The organism is Gilliamella sp. Nev5-1, assembly GCF_001690895.1.
Lineage (GTDB): Bacteria > Pseudomonadota > Gammaproteobacteria > Enterobacterales > Orbaceae > Gilliamella > Gilliamella apicola_C.
The window spans coordinates 56,595-81,971 of sequence record NZ_LZHO01000006.1 but is presented as its reverse complement, the minus strand read 5'-3'; the positions used below and the strand labels follow the sequence as shown (position 1 = coordinate 81,971).

Genomic DNA, 25,377 nt, shown 5'->3' with positions numbered 1-25,377 from the left:
ATCGATTCGAATTTTTTATTGGTGGCCGTGAAATTGGCAATGGATTCTCAGAACTCAATGATGCAGAAGATCAAGCACAACGTTTTGCAGATCAAGTATCCCAAAAAGACGCTGGCGATGATGAGGCAATGTTCTATGATGAAGATTACATTACTGCCCTTGAGCATGGTTTACCGCCTACAGCAGGATTAGGAATTGGTATTGACCGAACAGTAATGCTATTTACAAATAGCCATACAATTCGTGATGTTATTTTATTCCCAACCATGCGACCAGTGAAATAAGGCGTTTATTGCTAAAAACGCACTTATTTTCTGATAAGTGTGTTTTTATACCCAATCCCCTCCCGACTATCCTTAAAGCTTTTTATAAATAACAGCAATAATAAAAAAAACAATAAGTCACAAACAACAACTTCGTTATGTCACAAAGAAATGTGTAAAATCGATTGAACATAAAGCAGCTCACGTAATGTTATATGTGAATTTTATAGCAATTTTGAAATTTTGACGTACTTGTTCGCTTATCAGGTTATTTTTGTAAAAAACTTTGAGGAATCTATACCGTTTCGTTATTAAAAATAATTTATGTTAATCCCTATATCTATCATGTAAATATCCCCAACTTAGTAAAACAACTCACGTAGAAAATTAAGCTGCCTGTTTTAGTGTTTTGTATTCAATTGGTGTCATGTTATTTAATGCCTCATGCGGTCTTTCGGTGTTATAAATGGTTAGCCATTCTTCGGTTACCTTTCTTGCTTGTTCTAGATTATTAAATAGATATAAATCGAGTACCTCAGTGCGATAGGTACGATTAAATCGTTCAATATAGCCATTTTGATACGGGCTACCGGGCTAGATATAATCAATGGTTATACCATGTAATTTAGCCCAGTTGGTAAAGGTTTTTCCTGTAAATTCTGGCCCATTATCGACCCATATTTTTAATGGATACCCATGATATTCGGCCAGTTTATCTAAGTAACGGGTAATCCTTCCTGCCGGTAAGCTTACTGCAATATCAATCCCTAATGCCTCACGATTAAAGTCATCGATGACATTGAATGTTCTAAAGCGACGTTGATTACGACTACTGTCACTCATAAAATCCATTGACCAACATTCACCTTGTTTATTGGGGGCTAATAACCTTTCCGGGCATCGTGGAGGAATGCGTTTTTTACGCTTTACCCTGAGATTAAGCTTTAATTCACAATACACCCGATATACCCGTTTATGATTCCATTGATAGCCGAGCTTTCTGATACGATTAAAACATTTAGGAAAGCCCCAGCGTAAATGCCGGTCTGTGATAGCATTCAACACCGAAACAATCACCGAATCATCCTGTAACTTAGCTTGATAATAGTAAGCACAACGGCTTAAACCAACAATGGCACAACTCATAGCAATAGTAACTGAATGATTTTGTTGTAGTTGCTGTGCCCACGTTTTACGTGCCCCTGTTGGCACTAAAGCTTTTTTATGATTTCTTCCTGAAGCTGGGATTTTAAGCTCAGTTCGGCAAACATCTGCTTAAGCTTGCAGTTTTCAGCCTCCAGCTCCTTTAAGCGTTTAATATCCGACGTTTCCATTCCGCCGTATTTTTCTCGCCATTTATAGACAGTTGAATTGCCCATGCCCTATTTACGGCACAGTTCTTTAACAGGAATACCCGCTTCAGCTTCTTTTAAAATAGCTACGATTTGATGTTCAGTCATTTTTTTCATAATTAAATCCCCTTTTCTTTTATCATAGAGAATTTTCTACTTTTTTGCTGTACTATTTTAGAAGATAGTTACAGACAATGCCCTAGTTATGTAGAAAAACGGAAAACACGTGGACATTGGGAGGGCGATATCATTATTAGCCGTCAAGACAAATAAGCGTTGGTGACGTTAGTTGAACGCAAAACTGGGATGGTATTAATTGGACGCTTCAATCAACGCACCATCTCTGAAGCGAGAGATATGATAATAAAATTACTCACACCGTTTAAAAAAAGGTTAAAAGCATCACCTTTGATAATGGCGCCGAATTTAATTATCATCGTGCTGTTAAATATTATTTAAACACCATCGTCTGTTTTGCTGAGCCATATCAAATCTGGCAAAAGGGCACAAATGAAAACACCAATGGCTTAATCCGTCAGTTTATACCTAAGTAATCGGCTATTTCATTAGTTGACAACGAACAGATAAAGAAAATTCAATATTTATTGAACTCACACCCAAGAAAGCGGCATAAGTTTAAAAGCCCAGCCTCCTTTTATTCTAAGGCGTTAAGACGAATTGCACTTCATGGTGTGAGCTAGGTTTCCTAGATTACAAAAAAAACAATAAAATCAATGACTTTTCTGAACGATTTTTAAGTAAATAATAAAAAGCAGATGCGTTTATTTTTGTAATATTTTAGGCAGGAGAAATAAGTATTATAAAGTATAAAATGAAGATAAATTGAAAGGTTATAATTGTAAATACACACGACTCACGTAAAAAAATTAAGCTTCTTATCTTATTATTCTATGAGCACTACTTTTCAATTCAGTAATAATTTTGCGCCACAAGTAAATAGTTAATGATAGCTGATACATTAGCTATCTGCCTTTTTTATTAATCAACTTATTAGAGATTTAAATTATTAAAAATATTGTAATTAGGTAACCCATGAAAATAGATAGCGAAATCAATATAGCTAAATCACAGTTTACCATTTTATATCTCCATATTTTACATTATGCTAACTCAACATCTAAAAAATTTATTATTTTTCCACTATCGTCAACATATGAAAGAGCAATACAATCAAATCCATCTGTAATAAGATCTTCCCATGAAATACTCCCACCATTAATCAGAAGAACCCTTCCATTTTCATCAAACTCATAATATTCTTTTTCCTCTTCGTAATCAATGTTGTATCCAATTTCGATAATAATTTGTGAAGCTGGAATTTCATATTTTTGCAGCGTACGATTATTTAAGGTCTCTTCATCAAAAGTATCACAAAACATATTGTTATAACCATGTTTAGCACCATCAAATAATAATATATCTTCTTTCGTAGATGGGTTTCGTGCTACAATCAATGTAGGAGCATCATTCGTATCGATAATATATAACTGCTCCTCTCTTGGTATTTCGCATAATTCACCATAATACCAAATTTCAAACAAATTGTTCCCGTTCTCGGAACAGAGCGCCATAGTTGTAAGACGATCCATTTTATAATCTTTAATATATCTTGCAAGATGTGTTGGAACTTTCATAACGTACTCTCTGTAATATTATGTTTAAACACAATTTACTTTTCAATATCGTGCAGTTTAAAACTATTATATTTCTTAATCAAGAATATAAGCATAAAAACATGGCGTGAATTATCATCAACAATTTCACCATTGAAAACGTTATTGAATTGAATATGAGTACAAAATTGTAAATACTCCGTCGCCGAATTGGTCGAATCATGTAAGAAAATGGATTAGTATTGTAACTCTCCCTAAAATAGTGCAAAAAAATGAAAAAAAATTTAGATATAAAAAACGACTCAGCTTACACAAGCATTTTGTGTTTTAATTTAATAATTTAGTTTTGTAAAAACGTTGAGGAGTGTATACCATTACATTGCAAATATCGTTGGCGATAAACATGGCCAACGATATATTTGTTCATTTAGTGAGAGTTGGTCGGTTTTGCTTGATGTGGCAGAATTAGATTTAACACAATCGCTAAGATACCACATAAACTGATACCTTGTAGAGCATACGATCCAAAATCAAAAATCATCCCACCAATCCCAAAAACTAAGACTAATGAGACAATACACATATTTCGAGGCACGGAAAGATCCACTTTGTGTTTAACTAAAATATTTATGCCTACTGATGCAATGGAACCAAACAATAGCACCATAATTCCCCCCATGACTACTGTTGGAATTGAACTTAAAAAAGCGCCTATCTTGCCAATAAAAGACATTAAAATGGCCCAAATTGCCGCCCATGTCATGACGCGAGTTTTAAAATTACGTGTTAACGTTACCGCACCAATTACTTCTGCATAAGTAATACAGGGTGGACCACCAAAAAATCCCGCTGTCGATGTTGCCAGTCCATCACCGAGTAATGTGCGCTGTAAGCCAGGATCACGCGTGTAATCTTTACCTGTGACAGTACTAATTGCCATAATATCACCCACATGTTCAATGGTTGGTGCAATCACAATTGGCAGCATATACAAAATGGCTTGCCAGTGAAATTCAGGAAATGTGAAATCAGGTACTTTAAACCATGGCGCATCAATCACCGGTTGAAAATTGACAATACCGAACATACAAGAAAGCGTATAACCAACCACAATACCCGAAATAATAGGTAATAATTTTAAAAATCCTTTTGCCCAAATAGCTACCACTAAAGTCGTTAATAATGATGCCATTGAAATAAGAATCAATTGATAATTTTCAGCTTGTAGTCCACTATTTTTACCCATTGCCATCCCAACGGTAACCGGCGCAAGCGATAAGCCAATAACCATAATAATTGGGCCTGTCACAACCGGCGGTAAAATGCGGTCAATAACATGGCTACCATTCATTTTGACTAAGAAAGCAAAAAACATAAAGACCAAACCCGCGGCAACTAAACCACCTAAAGTAGCGGGGATCCCCCACTGCGCAACGCCAAATGAGATAGGGGCAATAAACGCAAATGATGAAGCTAAAAATACCGGTACTTTACCTTTCGTGGTTAATTGAAATAATAAAGTACCTACTCCAGCAGTAAAAAGCGCTACATTGGGATTTAACCCAGTTAACAACGGTACTAATACCAATGCTCCAAATGCGACAAATAACATTTGTGCGCCAGTAAAAATATCCTGCCAAGAATGCTTATGCTGTGATGTTATATTTTCTGTTTTGTCTGTTGTGATGTTGCTCACATCTCGCCTCTCTTACTTAACTAAATTTTTTGTATAACTTGCCTGTTTGACAGGCATAAAAAAACCGGTTTAACCGGTCTAAAATTTGAGATTTTATTTTGTGCCGAATATTTTGTCTCCAGCATCCCCAAGTCCTGGTAGTATGTAGCCTTTTTCGTTCAACCTCTCATCAATTGATGCGGTATAAAGTTCAACATCAGGGTGAGCTTGTTCAAGTACTTTAATACCTTCTGGTGCAGCAACCAAAACTAATACTTTAATATTTTTACAACCTGCTTTTTTAAGCAGGTCGATTGTTGCCACCATTGAACCACCTGTTGCAAGCATTGGATCCACAACTAAAGCCATTCGTTCTTCAATATCAGATGTTAACTTTTGGAAATAAGGGATAGGTTCGAGAGTCTCTTCATTACGATAAAAACCAACAACGCTAATACGGGCACTTGGTATATGTTCAAGCACGCCATCCATCATACCTAAACCTGCGCGCAAGATAGGTACGACGGTAATTTTTTTACCTTTGATACGTTCAACTTCAACAGGCCCACACCAACCTTCTATCGTTACTTTTTCGGTAGGTAGATCAGCCGTTGCTTCATAAGTTAATAAACTGCCAACTTCACTGGCAAGATCACGAAATTCTTTGGTGCTAATGTCGTATTCACGCATTAATCCAATTTTATGACGGACAAGAGGGTGTTTTACTTCAACTATTTTCATGGAGAGCCTCAGTGTTATTTTCTATAATCGGTTAGTCGGTATAAATAACCACTGAGCGGTGATTTTAACATAGATCTCACTTGATGAAAACTAGTAACACGTAGACTAGTAATATAACTATTAATAAAAAAACATGCAAAAATAAGTAATTTAATAATAAAAATGAGTTTTATTTTTGTTTTTTTTCATTAAAATATGTGGCCTGAATAATTTATTTCAGTAATTTAATTAAAAAAGGAATATAAAGAATGAATTGGTTTATTGATTGTATTACAAAAAATTATGCAAATTTTAATGGGCGAGCACGTAGAAAAGAGTATTGGATGTATGTTCTTTTCAATTGTCTTTTAGGGATTGCATTAAACTTTATTGCCTTAATTTTTGGCTCAATCAGCCATTCATTACTATCAGTGATGGTTTTTGTCCAATGCATTATTTCTCTTGCACTAATTATTCCTGGTTTAGCGGTTACAGTACGTCGTTTACATGATATTAATAAATCAGGTTGGTGGATTTTGATTGGATTAATCCCACTAATTGGCGCTATTGTGTTATTTGTGTTTGCATGCCTAGATTCAACACCAGGCAGCAACCAATACGGTGAAAACCCTAAAGGGTTATAGTTTGCTATTAGCCTCATCACCAAACGTGATGGGGTTAATAATTTCAATGTTACCTTTTATTTTATTAAATACTTTCTCCATCTAAATATTCAACAGGCAAATCAACCACTTTTCGATCAATCTTCTCGCCGTTGATTCGTTTTAATAACAGTTCAGCCGCAATCTTCCCCATTTCAATTCTTGGTGTTTGTATAGAAGCTAATTTAGGATTCATATATTGACCAATTTGATGCCCATGAAAGCCAACAATCGCTATCTGTTTTGGAACTTCAATACGCATTCGCTGACACTCTAATAATACGCCCAAGGCCAAATCATCATTGGTACTAAAAATGCCATCAACGCAAGGTAATTCTGTTAAAATCTGATGCAAAAATCGTGCGCCTAACTCATAAGATGACGCTTCTTTAGTTGCTAATGTTCGTGGATTTAATCCCGCTTCTTGCATTGCCTGTTCATAGCCTTGTTGACGAATAATACTTCGTTGATCTTGCCTTGCGCTAAAATAAACAATATTACGACGCCCTTTATCTATCATACGATGAATCATATTTTTCGTTGCAGTAAAATTATCAAATCCGACAGCCATATCAAGACAAGGTGAAACACTGTCCATAATTTCAACCACAGGAACACCCGAAATTTCAATCATCTTTAATGTTGCTGGAGTATGCGTTCTTTCCGTTAAAATTAACCCGTCAATATTATAAGAAAGTAATGAGCGTAAACGTAACTCTTCTTTGTCAGCACTGTATCCGGTATGGGTGATCATGGTTTGATATCCTCTTACATCAGTCACCATCTCAATACCTTTTAAAATATCGGCGAAAACCTGATTGGTTAAAGAAGGGAACACAATACCAATAGCATTACTTTTAGCGTTAGACAGCATATCGGGTGCTTTATTGGGAATATATCCTAGCTTATCTATCGCTGCTGAAATTTGTAATTGGAGTGGTTTTGATACAAGGTTAGGATCACGTAGAAAACGACTGACTGTCATTTTACTTATCCCAATTAAATTGGCAATTTCTTGCAAACTTGTTCGACGTCTTTTATTACTCATTCACTTTTTCCGGTAGCTTTGGCTGCCAATCTATAGCAGTTTTACCTTGCTGTATAATTAGATCATTTGCTTTGGAAAAATGCTTACAGCCCAAAAAACCTCGATGGGCGGATAACGGCGATGGATGTACTGAAGTTAATACATGATGTTTTTGGCGATTAATAAACTGCCCTTTTTTTTGCGCAGGAGACCCCCACAATAAAAAAACCACTCCTTCAAGATATTGATCGATTGCTGCTATCACATGGTCAGTAAAAGTTTCCCAACCTATTTTTGCATGAGAATGGGCTTGTCCTGCTTCAACCGTTAGCACGTTGTTTAATAATAATACACCTTGAGTTGCCCAAGAGGCTAAATAACCATGAGAAGGAATCTTAAAATGTTCAATATCTGCTGATAATTCTTTATAGATATTCAATAACGATGGGGGTGGCTTAATTCCTGGTAAAACAGAAAATGAAAGTCCGTGTGCTTGATTAGGGCCATGATAAGGATCTTGCCCTAAAATCACCACTTTAATTTGATTAAATGGCGTAAAACGAAATGCATTAAACACATCATGCTGTGGTGGATAAATAATTTTACCTTTCGCCCGCTCAGATGCCACAAATTGCATTATTTGTTGAAAATAGGGCTTTTCTTTTTCAGCGCCAATAACATCATGCCATGTTAATTGATTATTCATACAATACCTATGTTCTAATTTTTATATGACTCAACAACACTATTTGCTGATTGCAATAATTATACCTAAAAATCATAATAAACCTAATGCTAATGAGCTTAAGGTTCACTAAACCAAAATATTTATTTAAATATAAAATGTTGCTTTATTGCTCAAGACAGCAATGCTAATAAAATATTCTTATAATACTTCCAATTACGCTACACTTTACACTAAATAAAGTATTATGTTATCTACCCTTATGTTTAGATAATACAAATGTATAGTTAATAAATTTAAAAGAATTAATGCGATAAATAGATTTTCAGGGACATAGAAAAAATACTAACTAAAGGTATTACTTATTGAATTGATAGCTTTTTTTGACTTTAATCAAATTTTGAAAGTGCTATATTAACCCTAATTATTTTAGGGCAATAAGGCCCCGTTAGGAGGATTTAAAATGATTACAGGTATCCAAATTACTAAAGCAGACAATGCAGCACTTCTTAACTCTTTTTGGTTATTAGATGACGCTACTAAAGAAGCTCGTTGTGTGGCAGCTAAATCAGTTTATAAAGAAGATCAAGTTATCCCAACTGCCGAATTAGGTCAATTCGAATATCGTGAAGTTCCATTAGATGTTGCACCAACCATCAAAGTTGAAGGTGGTCAACACTTAAATGTTAACGTTCTTCGTCGTGAAACTTTAGAAGATGCAGTAAAAAATCCAGAAAAATACCCACAATTAACAATTCGTGTTTCTGGATATGCAGTGCGTTTTAACTCGTTAACTGCAGAACAACAACGCGACGTTATTGCTCGTACATTTACAACGAAAATTTAATTAAATTGAGTTCAAGTTTTATAAAAGATAATCTAAGTAATTAGGTTATCTTTTTTTATGACTTAAATATAACAATATACTAACGCAATAGTTATTAGTGAGGAAAAGTATCCATTAATCGTAGATACTTTTTATGCTTGATGACATTCAGCCCAACGTAAGTACTGTCGCCAGAAAGGATCGAACTCGCATTCAATTTTAACTGATAATGTATTATATCGGTTTGTTATTTGTTGTACTAACTGAAGTGCTGAGTGTTTATTTCCTACATGCCATAACATATTCCTTATACCTTGACTAAAACTGTTTTGACAATGAATACCTCGCTCATCAGCACATAAAGCAAGATTGATAGCATCTTCTAATTCATAAACAAGTGAAAGAGTCTCTTTGCTATCAATATCAACGATAACATTAAGTGCATAACAATAATTTTCATGCCCTACCAAAGAATTAGCCGCTTCATTACGATGCACTAGCATTTTAAGATCAGTTAATTCAAATACAATCCATTGATCCTCTTGAGCATTAAGTACACCTGTGTGTTTTAAATCTTCTTTCCATAATCGATCAAAAATAGTGACAAATTGGTTAGCAGGAATTGTAGCAGCATTGTGATCTGTCTTTAAAAACTCAATAGATTCTACTCTGACAGCAAAATCATATTCACCCAATAGATGATCGAGATAAATCAATGCCATCGTTTCTGCTTGTTTTACCATATCTTCTGGAACAGTCTTAGCAAACATAATACCGATAGATATTTTACGATAACTTTCTTTATATTGAATTAATAAATCAGTTGCGCCTAATGAGAAAGAACTCTCTTTAGATTTTATAACAAATGTATCTACATTATTAATACGCTGACGAAATGCTTCTACTTCGAAAAACTGAAGATCAGGTGCTTGTCGGGTAATTTCCATTACATACTCGAATCGATCAATTTTTCCATTTGTGGTAAAAATAATTTTATGCTTTTTAGTATCCCCTATAGTAATTTCAGCAATTACATCTAACTGATTTTCATCTAATAGCTTATTGATATTTTTCATTATATCGATAAATTCAAATTCATTAAAAGATTGTTCAGATTTTTTTACCTGTTGCCAAAAGTCCTGAATTATCAAACTTAAATGATTTTGTGAGCTTTGTTGCTCTTTTGGTATGTCTTTAATATTAGGAGGTGATTTTTTCCAAAAATTTTTAAAAAACATATATATTATTCCCTTCATGCCATTAAAATCATACATAACTAATATTAATAATTTAACTAATGTATACTACATTCATTTAAAGTTAATAACTATCGATTATCTAATAAGATTATTAATGAAAATATTGTTGTAAGGAAACTTTATTTTATCAAAGTAGAAAAACTAAAAATATTTAAATTAAAAAATGTTATATAATTTAAATGCGAGATTAGTAGCCTAATCTCGCTATTATTTCAGCTGTGATTTTTTTATTCAAAAAACTTTTTCACTTTGTCAAAAAAGCTTTTTTCTTTGGGACTGTGTTTAGAACTTTTGTCAGCTTTAAAGCTTTCAGCCAATTCTTTTAGCAATTCTTTTTGCTTGCTTGTTAAGTTGACTGGTGTTTCAACCACAACATGACAGTAAAGATCACCGATAGTGCTACCGCGCAACGATTTAATGCCTTTACCACGTAGTCGGAACATTTTTCCTGTTTGTGTTTCAGCAGGAATCGTTAAGCTGACCTTACCATTAAGCGTTGGTACTTCAACTTCCCCGCCAAGTGATGCGAGTGCAATATTAATCGGGATTTCACAATGCAGGTTTGTACCATCTCGCTCAAAAATAGCATGTGGTTTAACTTGCATTTGTACATATAAATCGCCTGCAGGTGCTCCGTTTAAACCTGCTTCACCTTCGCCAGAAAGTCGAATACGATTACCTGTATCAACACCGGCTGGAATAGTAACAGAAAGTGTTTTCGTTTTTTGTACACGACCTTCACCATGACACTTTTTACATGGATTTTTTACAACTTTTCCTCGCCCATGACAAGTTGGGCACTCTTGTTGCACGGCAAAAAAACCTTGTCGCATTTGTACAACACCTGAACCATGACAAGTATTGCACGTCACCACATCCGATGATTTTTCAGCTCCTTGTCCATGGCAAGTATCACAACTTACCCAAGTTGGTACTTTAATTTCTTTACTAACACCGGCTGCGGCTTCTTCTAATGTTAGGGTGATATTGTATTGTAAGTCATTACCCCGAGAAGTGGTTTGACTACGCCCTCTACCTCCACCAAAAAAATCACTGAATATATCGTCAAATGCTCCACCACCAAAACCACCAAATCCGCCAAAACCACCAGATCCTGCTCCTTGCCCTTGTTCAAATGCCGCATGACCATATTGATCATAAGCCGCCTTTTTTTGCGGATCAGTTAGGATTTCGTAGGCTTCTTTTACTTCTTTGAATTTTGCTTCAGCTTCGTCTTTATTATCCTGGTTTTTATCAGGATGATATTTCATGGCTAGACGTTTATAGGCTTTTTTTATCTCGCTTTCACTAGCACTTTTACTAACGCCTAATGTTTCATAATAATCTTTCTTCGCCATAATTAACCTTTATTTTTGTTTCTTTTCATAAAGAACTAAACGGGCTTGAGTTACCTCGCGCCCGTTTAACTTGTTATATGTTTAAAACTTGTTGAAATAACTCATTAAAAAACATTTTAGTTAATGTCTATTTTTTATCACCATCAACTTCTTTGAAGTCTGCATCAACAACATCATCTTGCGCAGTAGAGCTTCCGCTATTTGCTTGACCCGCACCTTGAGCTGCTTGGGCTTGTTGTTGTGCTAATTCAAGCAATTTTTTAGATGCCTCCATTAATGCATTAATTTTTGCTTCAATTTCTGCTTTATCTTCGCCACGAGCGGCAACTTCTAAAGCGCTTACGGCATCTTCAATTGCTTTTTTATCATCAGCTGATAACTGATCACCAGCTTCAGTCACTTGTTTACGTGTTGAGTGAACAAGATGATCGGCTTGGTTACGAGTTTGAGCTAGTTCTTCAAATTTACGGTCTGCATCAGCATTAGCTTCCGCATCATTTACCATTTTTTGAATCTCTTCTTCGCTTAATCCTGAAGAGGCTTTAATCGTAATTTTTTGCTCGCGTCCTGTATTTTTGTCTTTTGCCGATACATGTAAAATACCATCAGCATCAATATCAAATGTCACTTCAATTTGTGGCATACCACGTGGTGCAGGTTGAATACCATCTAGATTGAATTGACCTAATGATTTATTATCACCCGCACGTTTACGCTCACCTTGTAATACATGAATAGTTACGGCTGATTGATTATCTTCAGCAGTTGAGAACACTTGGCTATGTTTAGTTGGGATAGTTGTGTTCTTTTCAATTAACGCTGTCATCACACCACCCATAGTCTCAATACCTAAAGACAATGGTGTAACATCAAGTAATAAAACATCTTTAACATCACCGCCAAGTACACCACCTTGAACAGCAGCACCAACAGCAACCGCTTCATCAGGGTTTACATCTTTACGTGGCTCTTTACCAAAGAAGTCAGCAACCGCTTTTTGAACCATTGGCATACGTGTTTGGCCACCAACAAGAATAACGTCTTTAATGTCAGAAACAGAAAGACCTGCATCTTGTAATGCTGTTTTTACAGGATCCATTGAGCGTTTAACCAAATCTTCAACTAAAGACTCAAGTTTTGCACGTGTTACTTTAATATTTAAATGTTTTGGACCGCTTGCATCAGCTGTAATATACGGTAGATTAATATCTGTTTGTTGAGCAGATGATAATTCAATTTTTGCTTTTTCTGCTGCTTCTTTCAAGCGTTGCATAGCAAGTGGATCATTTTTCAAATCAAAGTTTTGTTCACGTTTAAATTCGTCAACTAAATAATTGATTAAGCGTGAGTCGAAATCTTCACCACCTAAGTGTGTATCACCATTTGTTGCTAATACTTCAAAGGTTTTTTCACCATCAACATCGTCGATTTCGATGATTGAGATATCAAATGTACCACCACCAAGGTCATAAACAGCGATAGTGCGGTTGCCGACATCTTTGTCTAAACCATAAGCGAGTGCTGCAGCTGTTGGTTCGTTGATAATGCGTTTAACATCAAGCCCAGCAATACGGCCTGCATCTTTAGTTGCTTGGCGTTGAGCATCATTAAAATAAGCTGGAACTGTAATTACTGCTTCAGTAACAGCTTCGCCAAGATAGTCTTCTGCTGTTTTTTTCATTTTCTTTAATACTTCAGCAGAAATTTGTGGTGGTGCAATTTTTTGACCTTTAACATCAACCCATGCATCGCCATTATCTGCTTTCACAATTTTATATGGCATGATGCTAACATCACGTTGCACTTCAGCATCTTCAAAACGACGACCAATTAAACGTTTAATTGCAAATAAGGTGTTTTGTGGATTGGTTACAGCTTGGCGTTTTGCTGGTTGACCAACTAATGTTTCACCATCTTGGGTATAAGCAATAATCGAAGGAGTTGTGCGATCGCCTTCTGCATTTTCTAATACTTTTGCTTGACCATTGTCCATTACAGCAACACATGAGTTTGTTGTTCCTAAGTCAATACCAATAATTTTACCCATAATTTATTCTCCTAAAAATCTGTAATTTATTCCTTGTATATAGGGTTTAAATATGAATTTTCAAGCCCTTAATTTCACAAAGAAATGTTTTTGTTTTCACATAAATGGGAACATTATTATTAATATCAAGGGGTGATAAAAAATAATTTTTCCTGAAATCTTGATTATCGCGTTTTCTGCACTTATTATTGCCGCTCTTTTTAATCATCAAACTTAATTTATAGGATCCTTATGGAACAAACAAAACTTGCAAATCCTGGCCCTTTAGGCTTAATGGGGTTTGGTATGACAACAATTTTATTAAATATTCATAATGCAGGATTTTTCCCTGCTATGACGGTTATTGTCTCGATGGGTATTTTTTATGGTGGTCTTGCACAAGTCATTGCTGGCATTTTAGAATTTCGAAAAGGCAATACGTTTGGTACTACAGCATTTACGTCTTATGGCTTCTTTTGGATTGCGTTAGTGGGCATTTGGTATTTACCGACCTCTGCTGCCACAGCACCATCTGATGCAACTTTTGTTGGTATTTTTCTTGCTTTATGGGGCATTTTTACTGGGTTTATGTTTATTGGTACATTAAAAGGTAATAGAGCATTACAATTTGTTTTTGCGAGTTTAACCATTTTATTTGCTTTATTAGCTATTGGTAATATTTCAGGTAATCATAGTATTATTCATATTGCTGGTTTTGAAGGCATTATTTGTGGAGCAAGTGCCGTTTATTTGGCAATGGCAGAAGTGATTAATGAGCAATTTGGTCGTACTATTTTACCGATTGGTGCACCAAAAGGCGTTGCGCATTAATTGATGTATCACCCCTACCTAATTATTTTGGTTGGGGTGATTTCTTATCTTCACAATAACGTTACCTCTACTATTTATCATTATTGCTACTTATCAATGCTCGACTTATTTCAAGCAGGGATTGAGTATGTTTGTTTATCACTTTATCCGACAAGTAGTTATCTTTTGCGCTATGGGCATTTTTTATAACAATTTTACCATTTTCATCTATATCACCCGATGTGATCATGATGTAATTAGGTAGTTGTGTTTCCATTTTGTCACTGTAAAAAGTAATATTTTTTAGTTGTAGATTTGATTGTTGCGGTTTTAGAAATATTAACTTGTTACCATTGCCAATACTATCGATAAAAATAAATTTTTTGTTTTTCATTTGGTTAGAATAGTTTTCCAACATTTTTAAACCATATTGGTTACTATTGCCACCATCACATAAAACAAAAGCTATTTTTTTCTTCTCTTTTTTATTAAGTTTATTAATTAAATTTATGATGGTAATAATGCTTGATGAATTACAAACAAAGTTCTTTTGGTTAGGAATGCCACTTTTAAATTTAAAGACGAAAAAAAATAACAAAACCGTTGAAATAATTGAGCCAACGCCTGAAATACTAAAAAAACCTTGAGTACGGATATCAGGAATAAAAACAAAATAATTTAGTATCAATGAAGCAATGAATAAAATAATGATTGGCGCAATACTGATAAAGTAACTTAATTTACTAAATTGTGGAGAAAATGCGTATTTTTTTTGAAAATTAAAGTTATTAACGCCAGTATCGTAATAAGTGCAAATAATTAATTCAGCTTTATTGAAATCACCAATATAAGCATTGTAATAGTTTTCATATCGTCTTGTTGCTAATTTCAACTTGGCTAGTTTAGCATCAACCATATAGCCTAATTGAATTAGTTCTTTAGATATCACTCTTAAAAAAGCAATCTTTTGTTTAGCAGAAAATCGTTTACCAAATATGACACAGTATCGGAGCACAAGATCTTTAAGTATTTCCATTATTAATAAACTATTTAGATATAAAAATTAAACATTATAGTGAATATGACTTTGTTAATCATATTCACTATACACTTGATAATATTATCAATTAGCAAAATTAAACTAATTAATAATCATCCTCATTCTGAGATTGGTTGGAATGAGTAATATTAGCAATAGCGTCTTGAATATTATCATGACCCGCCTCAAGACACTCTTTGGCTAATTCTTGTACTGACAATGAGTCTCTATTACATACCGCATTAATTACCATTGGTAAGCTCATGCCGGTAATAACTCTAACATCCATACCCAATTCACGCCATTGAGGCACGCATCTCATTGAAGCATTGTAAGGAGAGGCTCCATATAGATCGACAAAAATTAAGACTCCTTTGCCTGAATCTAAAGATTTTGAACAATTAAATAGATCCGTTTTTAATTGATTAATATCTTGCCCTGGATTAAGTGATAGTGTTTCAAATTTGTCTTGTTCCCCAACTATCATTGTTACACTATCTTTCATTCCCGCAGCCATGTTGCCATGGCTAATTAATAAGACACCTATCATTTTTACCTTCCTATATTACTCAAACATTTTGATTGCTTCATTTAATGTTATTTTTTTCAATGAAGGCGTTGCTTGAAAGTAGATATCCATATCTGGGTAACTATTTTGTAAATCGATCAATAGATCAAGTTGCTCTTTGTTTATCGATACTTCTTTAATTATTGATGTTGCCCCAGGTACTAGCGGTAAACCTCCAATATTTAGGTTTGTTATTGGTACGCCTGCTTTAATGATTTTATACATTACTTCAATATTTTTAGTAAGTAAGATAACATTAAAGTCATCGTACTTACGATCATTCCAATATCTTACAGCACCATCTTCTTTTAGTACTCTGATTTTATGTCCAGTGCTAGCTCCGGCGCCTAGAATGATATTTTTTGTGAATTCGTCATTTGCTGAATAGTCATCTGCAACAAATAAAGCATTAGCACCAGCCGCTTTAGAAACATTAGTTGCAACTTGACCATGAATAAGACGACTATCCACTCGAGCTAAAACAACTTTTCCCATAATTTAAAACCTCTTTTTTAATTATTTTATAAAATACCAATTGCTGCTAAAACACCAAGTATAATGGTTAATCCTACTAATGCTCTGGTTACTTTTAAACCTTTTTGGGAGAAATAAAAATACAATCCCATTACAACAATGAGGGGTAACGCACCAGGTAGAATCTTATCTAATGTATCTTGTATAACAAAATCTTTGCCTGATAAGGTAAATTTTAAACTTGAGGATACTTTAATATAGCTAGCTGCTAAGATGCCCATCATAAATAAACCTAAAATAGATAAGCCTTCGATAAGCATCTGCATTTTGTTACCCACAACTTCTGTCGCAGCGTTTCTTCCTAATTTAAATCCTAGTTGAGCAAAATAATAGCCTACAAAAAGTTGGTAGATTACAAAGGCAAAGAAGGGGAATAATGCACCAATAGCCAATCCTTCTTGTGCCCAAGGGAGTGCAATTGCAATAAAAATATATTGTATTGTACCAGAATCAATAGCATCACCAATGCCAGCTAAAGCCCCCATTAAACCTGCTTTAGTGTTATAAAGTACGTCATTATCAATACTGATAGGTTTATTTTGATAAACTTCATCGGCTCTAACAGATTCAAGTGAGGCCATAATTCCCGAAATTGTCCCACCACCCCATGTTATTTGCGTATTAAAGAACAATAAATGTCTTTGATAGGCAGCAGCAAGTTCACTTTTTGATTTGTATAGTTTTTTAAGAATTGGCATTAATCCCCACATTAAAGATGCAGCAAGATAACGATCAAATGAGTGTGGGATTTCATTTGCGTAATACCATCGTAACCAAGCAATTGTGATATCCTTTTTCGTGATTGCTTCTGGCTTCAGATCAATACTTTCTTGTACGATTTCTGTCATTATAATATTCCTCTATCTAGTTTATTAATCGAATAACTACAGATTAATAATCGTCATCATCTTGATTGTTATTATTGGGATTATTTCTAGGTTGCTCTGCCGCACAATTCACTGCTTCACTTTTTGCTAAAACAAAAATAAATGCAACAATAGCGCCAACAATGGCGTAGGTTACCATTGTTACATTAAGTGGTTTTGCAATTACCGCAATAAAATAAGCCAATAAGAAGAATATGATGTAACTCTTTTTACCAATCACATAAATGGTTAATGCAATACCAACAGCTGCCAGCCCACCACCTATAACATTAAGGATATGAAAAACAAGTCCACCAGCATTTGATTTAATTACATCGGCAATAATCGGCGCACCAAAGTATAATGCGACAAACATAAATGGTATAAATAAAGCACAGCTACAAATAATGGGTAGTATGATTATGGAGAAAGTTAATTTTGAACTATTGGCTTCTTGCGCATATTTTTCAGTTAATTTCATAATCATAGTATTAAAGAAAAATCGTAGTTGATATAAATAAGAGCCTAATAAACCTACAGGGACAGCGACCGCAACAGCAGCTGTTGGTTCCATTTTTCCAAGTAATGCAACAGGAACAGCAACTGCTGTAGCAATGGAAGGCTCTGATGGCATTTGACCACCAGGAGAAAAGACACCCATATAAATTAGCTGTATTGCAGCTGTTGTTATCATTGCATTTGCAATATCATTAAATACAACACCAACAATTAAACCTGTCATCATTGGAGTAAATCTTAACGTTAATGTTGCTCCCCCCAATCCCCGTGACATTACCATCGCAACCCATACAGAAATAATCGCTGCCTGCAGAAAAGTTACATGCATTTCTGGCATATATAAACTCCTTAATGTTTTTTATTATTACTTAATAATTAAAAATAAATCATTAAGAAACAACTGATTGAAGTTCTAGTTTATTAACAAAATTCTCTACATCTTGCACACATTTTTCCCCCATACCTTGCAAACATTCAATTGCATAAGCGGAAGTATGTGGTGTAACAAGCACTTTAGGATGTTTAACTAAGGGGTTATCGTTATATGCTGGTTCAGCATACATTACGTCAGTTGCATGCCCAGCAACAATACCACTATCAAGCGCAGTTAATAATGCGCTTTCATCAATCAATTCAGCTCTTGCGGTATTGGTGATATAAACACCTTTTTTCATTAAAGAGAATTGGTGCGCTTTTAAAATGTGGTAACTGGTTTCATTTAAGGATGCGTTTAAAGAGATGATGTCTGCATGTTGTAGTAGATAATTTAAATCGACAATTTCAATGTTATTTTCACTCGCCCACTGTTTATTGACATTAGGATCAACAACAAGTAGCTGGGCATTAAAACCATGTTTAAATATTTCTGCTACTCGACTACCAATGTTGCCACAGCCAATAATACCAACAACTTTACCAGTAACATTAATACCTAAAAAAGAGGCTCTATTTTTCCATTCATTTGACTTAACGGCAGCTTGAGATTGCACTGTTTGTCTGATTAATGCCAGCAAATTGGTTACTGCATTTTCAGCAACAGCATCGCGTTCAACCAACGGGGGAACAATAGTAACAATTGTTCCATGCTCTTTAGCAGCAATAACATCAACGTTATTAAACCCTATTCCATGGCGAGAAAGTAAAAATAAAGGATCTTTTTTGTTATCAAAAAATGCTTTATCAAAAAATGGTCTGACACTTGCAATTACAATATTGAACCCTTGCAATGCATCAGCTAATTCTTTTCCAGAAATACTATTTTCAAAAGTAAAATGTTTTACTTCACCTATTTTTTCTAATCGTTTTAAATGATCAGGAAAATATTTCCCAAAACTACTTGAGTTGATTATTGCAATTTTATAATTTTTCACTCAATGCTCCTAATTAATAAATCACCACTCTTACAATTATATTTATTGGAAAATAAACAGTATCTACTTCCTACCCAATCACTATGTGACTGGTAACATTAAGTATAGTTTATTAAATTCAGAGAAAAATGAATTTAGATCACATATTTAATAAAATATTTTCATAAAATGATTCAAGACATGATGTATAGAAAATTGCGTTTTTTCAAAAACACATATCAATCAATGAAACGGACAAACTAAATTTTAAAAGAATGAAAAGTTTTCAATAAATGATTAGGTTATCGTTGAGTGAAAAATGGGGAATATATAGCTATTAAACTATGATATTTTAGTTAAATTGAATTTTACAAAAATTAGATTAATCAGAATACTCCAGCTAAATATAAAAAAAGGGCATATAGCCCTTTTTACAGATTTGAATTAGATAATGTTATCTTGAGTCTAATCTTTATTTCTTATAGGCATCATTATGCACACCTACCGCCGCACGCCCTGACGGATCGTTTAGGTTTTTAAATGATTCATCCCATTCAATTGCTTTCGCAGTTGAGCAAGCAACTGTTGGACCACCAGGTACACAATGAGCTGCACTTTCAAGTGGGAATAGTTCGTTAAAAATCTCACGATACATATAGGCTTCTTTTGAAGTCGGCGTATTGTATGGGAAACGGAACTTTGCATTTTCTAATTGCTGATCAGTAATTTTACTTTCGGCAATCTCTTTTAATGTATCAATCCAGCTATAACCCACACCGTCAGAGAATTGTTCTTTTTGACGCCAAACAACCGATGCTGGTAAATAAGACTCAAAGGCTTCGCGCACAATGTGTTTTTCCATTTTACCATTACTACCACACATTTTATCTTTTGGATTAATGCGCATAGCAACATCTAAGAATTTCTTATCAAGGAATGGAACTCGAGCTTCAACACCCCATGCCGCCATTGCCTTATTAGCACGAGCACAATCATACATATGTAACGCTGCTAATTTGCGTACGGTTTCTTCATGGAACTCTTTGGCATTTGGTGCTTTGTGGAAATAGAGATAACCACCAAACACTTCATCAGCACCTTCACCAGAAAGTACCATTTTGATGCCCATGGCTTTGATTTTACGCGCCATTAAATACATTGGTGTGGACGCACGAATAGTGGTGACATCATAAGTTTCAATGAAATAAATTACGTCACGAATCGCATCAATACCTTCTTGAATGGTAAAGTTAATTTCGTGGTGAACTGTACCTAGATGATCAGCAACCGCTTGTGCAGCTTTAAGATCTGGAGCACCTTTTAAACCTACAGCAAATGAGTGCAACTGTGGCCACCATGCTTCTGATTTTTCGTGATCTTCAACACGGCGTGCTGAGAATTTTTTAGTGATTGCTGAAATGACCGAAGAATCAAGCCCACCTGATAATAGAACACCGTAAGGCACATCAGACATTAAGTGGCTTTTTACCGAATCTTCTAATGCAACACGCAGTGCATTAATATCCGTCTTATTGTCTTTCACATTTTCGTAATCCATCCAGTCACGTTTGTAATACGTTTTGATTTCACCTTCGGTGCTCGATAGATAGCATCCTGGAGGGAAAGCCTCAATGGTTTTACAAACTGGTACTAAGGCTTTCATTTCAGAGGCAACATAAAATGTGCCATTTTCATCATGACCTGTATACATTGGAATAATACCAATGTGGTCACGGCCAATAAAATAGCTCCCTTTATTGATATCATAAAGGATAAAAGCAAACATACCTTGTAATTCATCAAGGCAATCAATACCTTTTTCTTGATATAAAGCAAGAATCACTTCACAGTCAGAACCTGTTTGAAACTCATAACGATCTTTGTACTGATTTCGGAGTTCTTGATGATTGTAAATTTCGCCATTTACCGCTAAAACTAGGGTTTTATCTTTATTATAAAGGGGCTGAGATCCTGTATTGACATCCACAATTGATAAACGTTCATGAGCAAGAATAGCTTTATCAGACGCAAAAATACCAGACCAATCAGGACCACGATGACGCTGTAGACATGATAACTCTAGTGCTTTTGTTCGTAGTTGTTCTGGATCTGATTTAATATCAAGAATACCTAAAATCGAACACATTGATTTTCTCCATTTCAAATCGCATAAGCGATACTATTACAAGTAAAAACTAATTAGATAAAAACTTTACCATCTTTTTATTAAATAGATAAATATAAAAAAGCGGTAAACAAACATTTAAGCAAACAGCATACACATTATTAATACACAATTAAAGTGCAATGTCGTTATACTTTCTCGGTTGTTGCAAAAAGCAATGATTATTTTATTAACCACTGACCTTGTCGTTTTATATATTGGCCTGCTGGTGTCTTTTCTTGCGCTTTACTACCCGCTTTTTTTTCTACTTCATTTAAAGGGACATGGCTTTCATTGGACACTTTCTGGTATTGGGTTTTACGTGCCTGATTAATCAGTTGCGCAATTTCACTGGCGTCGCCTTCATTTTTAACAACGCCTAAATAACCATCAGCCTGTTCACCAACAAGACCTTGCGCTTTGGCTTGGCTTAATGAATCCATAGCTTGCTCTAAATTTAATGCAAATGCAGAAAAAGATAACATAATGGACAATAATGCTATGGTTGCCTTTTTACAGATAGTCATAACAAACTCCTTAGTAAATACATCATATTTTATTGATTTGAGTGTGAATATAGATTGTTCTATTGACCACAATCAAAAGAATAGATGAAAATAAAACTTATACAATTAATATAATCCAGATTTATTGATTATATTATCTAATGCTTTATCAACCTTAATATTAATTTCATGGTCTATCTTAACGTTTAAATTGATATTAATTGGCTCGCTAGGTGCTTGTACTTTAACCGTCGGCGAACATCCGATTAACATACCTGCTAATACCATTATAACCATAACATTTCGCATCATAAAATAACCCCTTATTTTGAAGATTCTTTTTTTAAATGTGCTTGAATTCGTTTACGAACTGGTTCGCTAATTTGATCAGACAACTGTAAACTCATCAGCAATTTAGTCATGTTTTCTTCAAGATTGATATTTAAATTAACCGCTTTGCCATTTTCGACATCTAAATTGCTTCCTTGAATATTTAATCCAAGCTTGGCTATTTCGTTGGCATAATTAACAGTACCTTGTAGCTTAGTATAATGAAAATTTTTAATAATATCAGTGAGTATTTTCATATTAGGGTTATTTTGTGCATAATTTTTCAAAGCAGAATTTTCAAACTGTAAATAGCCTTCGTTGATTGTGGTTAACTGACCATTTTTAATCGCAAGTTCAAACACAGATCCATCTTTCTTTTTCGCTTTTAGTAATGTAACGGGTAAATAACCATCAATTGTACCTACCCCAGCAAGTCCTTCAGCTGGGTATTTAGCAAGAATCTCTTTTAACTGTATTTGCTTTAGCTTTAAGCTTAATTGTTGGGGTAATTTAGCTAAATTCAATTTACTCGGTTCAATAAAAATTGAACCAGAAAAAATATTAGCTTGAAGCTTTTTCCAAGTCACTACTCCTTTGCTAGGAGCTTTAAATGAAGCGGAATAACTACCCACTAATTTTACCTTTTTAAAGGCGATACCCATATTTACTTCTTGGACATTTAACGCCGGCGTCGAAATCATAAATCGGTTATCTTTAACAATAATATTGACATCACCTGTCACCGATTTGATTTCACTACTTTTATAAATACCATTGAGTTTATTCATCGTTAGCATTGCTGTAACAAAGAGTTGATTACGATCAAATGGAATTTTTGATTCAAGTTGAATGTTCAAATTCCCTGCGGCAGAGTCAAGGATTAAATCGTTAGAAAGATTCGTCTTTTCTATGTTAATTGAAGCTTTATCTGAAGTCATTAACGCCAATTGATTACCAGACACCCAGCCAGTAAATGGCAATATTACATGACTATTTTTTAGACCAAATTGATTTAAAGATGACTTAAAAAGACCGTTTTGTACATTAAACTGTGAGGCAGTTTGATCAAAGAATAAAGTTGCCGATAATTGTGTGATATCTTGAGTATTGGTTGATAGATTAAGTTGTATAGCTTGTTGCTGTTTACTGATATCGACTTTTAAATCTAATTGTTCTTTATCTTGTTCATAAAATCGCAATGTATCTATATGAATTGTCTTAGGTGACCAATAAATAATCGTTGGAATCAAAGAGAGATCAAGATCGGATTGATTAAGATTTTCAGTAGCAGTATCAACTACGTTGCCGACAGAATCTAAAATCGTTTCAGATTGATTTATTTGCCAGTGAACATCCAAATTGTTTGCTGATAAATGTGACCACGAAATTAACACATTTCTAGCCGTTATAGAGATTTGAGATTGCTTACTTACAGTAAGTTCATCAAAAGTAAGACCTTTAAAACCAATGCTAGCACCATGCCAGTCGACCATAATCCCATGTTTCTGCTTGAATGACTGCCAATAACGCCATCCATACAAGCAAAATAGTACGATCAAAAATAAGATACTCAGTGATATCCAATAGCGTTTTTTTAAGCGAACCATAATAGTTCTCGATTTGGCAAAAATAATTGCAGGGTATCTATCCCCTGCAATAAATGTCTATTAATTTTGAGATTGTTCTCGCTGTGTAATATATGCCAGCGCCTTATCAATTCTAGTAAGCGTGCGCTTTTTACCAACTGCAAAAACCGTCGCATCAACCGATGGTGATTGCCCGATGCCTGTTACGGCAACGCGTAGTGGCATGCCGACTTTTCCCATACCAACATCAAGCTCAGTTGCCGTTGCTTCAATGGCATGGTGAATTTTATCAATTTGCCAATCAAAATCAGCAATCGCTTCAATTTTTGCTTTAATTGCTTCTAATGGCTCTTTGGCGACTGGACGTAAATGTTTTTTAGCCGCATCAGCATCAAACTCAGCAAAGTCTTGATAACAATAAGAACAAGATTCAGCTATTTCTTTTAGCGTTTTACAACGTTCGCCAAATAGCTTAATGATTGTAATGAGATCGGGACCGTTAGCTAAATCATAGCCTTGTTGATTCATATGCCAAACTAAATGCTGAGCAACATAATCTGCATCTAAATGATTAATATAATGGTGATTTAACCAAAGTAGTTTTTCAGTATTAAATGCACTGGCTGATTTACTCACCGCATCTAATGAAAAATAACTAATCATTTCGGGTACTGAAAATATCTCTTGATCGCCATGAGACCAACCAAGGCGCACTAAATAGTTAAGTAGAGCTTCAGGCAAATAGCCATCATCACGATATTGCATTACACTTACCGCACCATGACGCTTAGATAATTTTTGTCCATCATCTCCTAAGATCATCGATACATGTCCATATTCAGGAATCGGTGCACCTAACGCTTTTAGAATATTAATCTGACGAGGTGTGTTATTAATATGATCTTCTCCACGAATAACGTGAGTAATTTCCATATCCCAATCATCAACAACCACACAGAAATTATAAGTTGGTGAACCGTCAGTGCGACGAATAATAAGATCATCAAGCTCTTTATTGGCAATCTCAATCGGTCCACGAATTAAATCATTAAAGATAACGGTACCATCAATAGGATTAGCAAAACGAACAACATGAGGTTCATCATGAGAATGTTCTTTTTGTACCGAATCACAACGGCAATGGCCATCGTAACGCGCCTTTTCACCTTTTGCCATTTGTTCTTCACGCAATTTTTCAAGGCGTTCTTTAGAACAATAACAACGATAAGCGGTACCTTTGGCTAACATTTCATCAATGACCTGATGGTAACGATCAAAACGTTTAGTTTGATAATAAGGACCTTCATCCCATGATAATTTTAACCAATTCATACCCTCCATAATCGCTTCAATCGCTTCGGGTGTTGAACGCTCAAGATCGGTATCTTCAATACGTAATACAAATGTACCTTTTGCATGGCGAGTATAAAGCCAAGAATAAAGTGCAGTACGAGCACCACCTACGTGTAAATAGCCTGTTGGGCTGGGTGCAAAACGGGTTTTGATTTTCATGAAATAATCCTAAAAATAACAAAAACGAGCGCCTCATTAACCAGACTGTGGCTTACGCTCCCTTTTCTTATTCTGCCTGTTGCTCTGACAGAATAACATTTTGATAT

General features: G+C 34.8%; 23 protein-coding genes and 1 pseudogene. 4 read left to right on the top strand and 20 right to left on the bottom strand.

What is annotated here, in order from left to right; genetic code table 11:
- On the top strand, positions 1-284 hold a 284-nt coding region (locus A9G41_RS01030; protein WP_306452996.1), incomplete at its 5' end, for an amino acid--tRNA ligase-related protein.
- 366 nt (positions 285-650) lie between these two features.
- Here A9G41_RS01030 and A9G41_RS01025 read toward each other — a convergent pair.
- The 4 genes and pseudogenes from A9G41_RS01025 to upp all read right to left on the bottom strand — a co-directional run bounded on the left by A9G41_RS01025 (position 651) and on the right by upp (position 5,665).
- Positions 651-1,732: pseudogene (locus tag A9G41_RS01025) on the bottom strand (IS3 family transposase).
- A gap of 1,004 nt (positions 1,733-2,736) precedes the next feature.
- Positions 2,737-3,270: a hypothetical protein gene (locus A9G41_RS01015; protein ID WP_065653586.1), complete on the bottom strand. Its 534-nt coding sequence runs from the start codon at positions 3,268-3,270 to the stop codon at positions 2,737-2,739.
- A 406-nt stretch (positions 3,271-3,676) separates the two neighbouring features.
- Positions 3,677-4,945 (bottom strand): uracil-xanthine permease family protein, encoded by a 1,269-nt coding sequence (locus tag A9G41_RS01010; protein WP_218837647.1) that lies wholly within the window; start codon positions 4,943-4,945, stop codon positions 3,677-3,679.
- A 93-nt stretch (positions 4,946-5,038) separates the two neighbouring features.
- On the bottom strand, positions 5,039-5,665 hold the full coding sequence (gene upp, locus A9G41_RS01005) for a uracil phosphoribosyltransferase (protein WP_075539198.1): 627 nt from the start codon (positions 5,663-5,665) through the stop codon (positions 5,039-5,041).
- Positions 5,666-5,913: 248 nt separating this feature from the next.
- Here upp and A9G41_RS01000 point away from each other — a divergent pair, with 248 nt between their 5' ends.
- Positions 5,914-6,288, top strand: a complete 375-nt coding sequence (locus A9G41_RS01000; RefSeq protein ID WP_065583209.1) for a DUF805 domain-containing protein — start codon at positions 5,914-5,916, stop codon at positions 6,286-6,288.
- Positions 6,289-6,352: 64 nt separating this feature from the next.
- On the opposite strand, the gene gntR is transcribed toward A9G41_RS01000, so the two are convergent.
- The gene (gntR, locus tag A9G41_RS00995; RefSeq protein WP_065583210.1) at positions 6,353-7,354 is read right to left on the bottom strand and encodes a gluconate operon transcriptional repressor GntR; all 1,002 of its coding nucleotides are present in this window, start codon (positions 7,352-7,354) and stop codon (positions 6,353-6,355) included.
- On the bottom strand, positions 7,347-8,039 hold the full coding sequence (gene ung, locus A9G41_RS00990; RefSeq protein ID WP_065583211.1) for a uracil-DNA glycosylase: 693 nt from the start codon (positions 8,037-8,039) through the stop codon (positions 7,347-7,349). The genes gntR and ung overlap by 8 nt, the downstream gene beginning before the upstream one ends.
- Before the next feature lie 442 nt (positions 8,040-8,481).
- Between ung and grcA the strand changes: the two genes are divergently transcribed.
- Entirely contained in the window at positions 8,482-8,865 is a 384-nt protein-coding gene (gene grcA / locus A9G41_RS00985; protein WP_065566106.1) for an autonomous glycyl radical cofactor GrcA, read from the top strand.
- Between the two features lie 131 nt (positions 8,866-8,996).
- On the opposite strand, the gene A9G41_RS00980 is transcribed toward grcA, so the two are convergent.
- The 3 genes from A9G41_RS00980 to dnaK form a co-directional block, all read right to left on the bottom strand.
- Positions 8,997-10,082 (bottom strand): hypothetical protein, encoded by a 1,086-nt coding sequence (locus A9G41_RS00980; RefSeq protein ID WP_065583212.1) that lies wholly within the window; start codon positions 10,080-10,082, stop codon positions 8,997-8,999.
- A 248-nt stretch (positions 10,083-10,330) separates the two neighbouring features.
- On the bottom strand, positions 10,331-11,461 hold the full coding sequence (dnaJ, locus tag A9G41_RS00975; RefSeq protein ID WP_065583213.1) for a molecular chaperone DnaJ: 1,131 nt from the start codon (positions 11,459-11,461) through the stop codon (positions 10,331-10,333).
- A gap of 127 nt (positions 11,462-11,588) precedes the next feature.
- Entirely contained in the window at positions 11,589-13,508 is a 1,920-nt protein-coding gene (dnaK, locus tag A9G41_RS00970) for a molecular chaperone DnaK (RefSeq protein ID WP_065583214.1), read from the bottom strand.
- A gap of 231 nt (positions 13,509-13,739) precedes the next feature.
- Here dnaK and satP point away from each other — a divergent pair, with 231 nt between their 5' ends.
- Positions 13,740-14,318, top strand: coding sequence for an acetate uptake transporter (gene satP, locus A9G41_RS00965; RefSeq protein WP_065583215.1), 579 nt, complete (start codon positions 13,740-13,742; stop codon positions 14,316-14,318).
- Between the two features lie 70 nt (positions 14,319-14,388).
- On the opposite strand, the gene A9G41_RS00960 is transcribed toward satP, so the two are convergent.
- From A9G41_RS00960 to gltX, 11 genes are all read right to left on the bottom strand, one after another.
- A complete protein-coding gene (locus A9G41_RS00960) occupies positions 14,389-15,333 on the bottom strand; it encodes a hypothetical protein (protein ID WP_065583216.1) in 945 nt (314 codons plus the stop codon).
- A 109-nt stretch (positions 15,334-15,442) separates the two neighbouring features.
- On the bottom strand, positions 15,443-15,886 hold the full coding sequence (locus A9G41_RS00955) for a PTS sugar transporter subunit IIA (protein WP_065583217.1): 444 nt from the start codon (positions 15,884-15,886) through the stop codon (positions 15,443-15,445).
- A 15-nt stretch (positions 15,887-15,901) separates the two neighbouring features.
- Positions 15,902-16,399: a PTS system mannose/fructose/N-acetylgalactosamine-transporter subunit IIB gene (locus A9G41_RS00950; RefSeq protein WP_065559971.1), complete on the bottom strand. Its 498-nt coding sequence runs from the start codon at positions 16,397-16,399 to the stop codon at positions 15,902-15,904.
- Between the two features lie 26 nt (positions 16,400-16,425).
- Positions 16,426-17,286 (bottom strand): PTS system mannose/fructose/sorbose family transporter subunit IID, encoded by an 861-nt coding sequence (locus A9G41_RS00945; protein ID WP_065583218.1) that lies wholly within the window; start codon positions 17,284-17,286, stop codon positions 16,426-16,428.
- A 43-nt stretch (positions 17,287-17,329) separates the two neighbouring features.
- Positions 17,330-18,151, bottom strand: a complete 822-nt coding sequence (locus tag A9G41_RS00940) for a PTS sugar transporter subunit IIC (protein WP_081295699.1) — start codon at positions 18,149-18,151, stop codon at positions 17,330-17,332.
- A gap of 61 nt (positions 18,152-18,212) precedes the next feature.
- Entirely contained in the window at positions 18,213-19,193 is a 981-nt protein-coding gene (locus A9G41_RS00935; RefSeq protein WP_065583220.1) for a D-isomer specific 2-hydroxyacid dehydrogenase family protein, read from the bottom strand.
- A 451-nt stretch (positions 19,194-19,644) separates the two neighbouring features.
- Positions 19,645-21,318 carry an asparagine synthase B gene (gene asnB / locus A9G41_RS00930; RefSeq protein ID WP_065583221.1) on the bottom strand — a complete coding sequence of 558 codons (1,674 nt, stop codon included), beginning with the start codon at positions 21,316-21,318 and terminating at the stop codon, positions 19,645-19,647.
- Positions 21,319-21,518: 200 nt separating this feature from the next.
- Positions 21,519-21,863, bottom strand: coding sequence for a YdbL family protein (locus A9G41_RS00925; RefSeq protein ID WP_065583222.1), 345 nt, complete (start codon positions 21,861-21,863; stop codon positions 21,519-21,521).
- A 105-nt stretch (positions 21,864-21,968) separates the two neighbouring features.
- On the bottom strand, positions 21,969-22,154 hold the full coding sequence (locus A9G41_RS00920; RefSeq protein ID WP_218056985.1) for a YnbE family lipoprotein: 186 nt from the start codon (positions 22,152-22,154) through the stop codon (positions 21,969-21,971).
- 11 nt (positions 22,155-22,165) lie between these two features.
- On the bottom strand, positions 22,166-23,779 hold the full coding sequence (locus A9G41_RS00915) for an intermembrane phospholipid transport protein YdbH family protein (RefSeq protein ID WP_065653581.1): 1,614 nt from the start codon (positions 23,777-23,779) through the stop codon (positions 22,166-22,168).
- 60 nt (positions 23,780-23,839) lie between these two features.
- Positions 23,840-25,270, bottom strand: coding sequence for a glutamate--tRNA ligase (gene gltX, locus A9G41_RS00910; protein WP_065583224.1), 1,431 nt, complete (start codon positions 25,268-25,270; stop codon positions 23,840-23,842).
- Positions 25,271-25,377: the final 107 nt, after the last annotated feature.

Excerpts from the sequence above, each read along its gene's own strand:
- A9G41_RS00955 (WP_065583217.1), bottom strand. The coding sequence starts at position 15,886 with ATGATAGGTGTCTTATTAATTAGCCATGGCAACATGGCTGCGGGAATG.
- A9G41_RS01000 (WP_065583209.1), top strand. The coding sequence starts at position 5,914 with ATGAATTGGTTTATTGATTGTATTACAAAAAATTATGCAAATTTTAAT.
- satP (WP_065583215.1), top strand. The coding sequence starts at position 13,740 with ATGGAACAAACAAAACTTGCAAATCCTGGCCCTTTAGGCTTAATGGGG.
- dnaJ (WP_065583213.1), bottom strand. The coding sequence starts at position 11,461 with ATGGCGAAGAAAGATTATTATGAAACATTAGGCGTTAGTAAAAGTGCT.
- gntR (WP_065583210.1), bottom strand. The coding sequence starts at position 7,354 with ATGAGTAATAAAAGACGTCGAACAAGTTTGCAAGAAATTGCCAATTTA.
- A9G41_RS00980 (WP_065583212.1), bottom strand. The coding sequence starts at position 10,082 with ATGTTTTTTAAAAATTTTTGGAAAAAATCACCTCCTAATATTAAAGAC.
- A9G41_RS01015 (WP_065653586.1), bottom strand. The coding sequence starts at position 3,270 with ATGAAAGTTCCAACACATCTTGCAAGATATATTAAAGATTATAAAATG.
- dnaK (WP_065583214.1), bottom strand. The coding sequence starts at position 13,508 with ATGGGTAAAATTATTGGTATTGACTTAGGAACAACAAACTCATGTGTT.
- gltX (WP_065583224.1), bottom strand. The coding sequence starts at position 25,270 with ATGAAAATCAAAACCCGTTTTGCACCCAGCCCAACAGGCTATTTACAC.
- A9G41_RS00940 (WP_081295699.1), bottom strand. The coding sequence starts at position 18,151 with ATGCATGTAACTTTTCTGCAGGCAGCGATTATTTCTGTATGGGTTGCG.
- A9G41_RS00950 (WP_065559971.1), bottom strand. The coding sequence starts at position 16,399 with ATGGGAAAAGTTGTTTTAGCTCGAGTGGATAGTCGTCTTATTCATGGT.
- A9G41_RS00915 (WP_065653581.1), bottom strand. The coding sequence starts at position 23,779 with ATGGTTCGCTTAAAAAAACGCTATTGGATATCACTGAGTATCTTATTT.
- A9G41_RS00945 (WP_065583218.1), bottom strand. The coding sequence starts at position 17,286 with ATGACAGAAATCGTACAAGAAAGTATTGATCTGAAGCCAGAAGCAATC.
- A9G41_RS00920 (WP_218056985.1), bottom strand. The coding sequence starts at position 22,154 with ATGATGCGAAATGTTATGGTTATAATGGTATTAGCAGGTATGTTAATC.
- A9G41_RS00960 (WP_065583216.1), bottom strand. The coding sequence starts at position 15,333 with ATGGAAATACTTAAAGATCTTGTGCTCCGATACTGTGTCATATTTGGT.
- grcA (WP_065566106.1), top strand. The coding sequence starts at position 8,482 with ATGATTACAGGTATCCAAATTACTAAAGCAGACAATGCAGCACTTCTT.
- upp (WP_075539198.1), bottom strand. The coding sequence starts at position 5,665 with ATGAAAATAGTTGAAGTAAAACACCCTCTTGTCCGTCATAAAATTGGA.
- A9G41_RS00925 (WP_065583222.1), bottom strand. The coding sequence starts at position 21,863 with ATGACTATCTGTAAAAAGGCAACCATAGCATTATTGTCCATTATGTTA.
- asnB (WP_065583221.1), bottom strand. The coding sequence starts at position 21,318 with ATGTGTTCGATTTTAGGTATTCTTGATATTAAATCAGATCCAGAACAA.
- ung (WP_065583211.1), bottom strand. The coding sequence starts at position 8,039 with ATGAATAATCAATTAACATGGCATGATGTTATTGGCGCTGAAAAAGAA.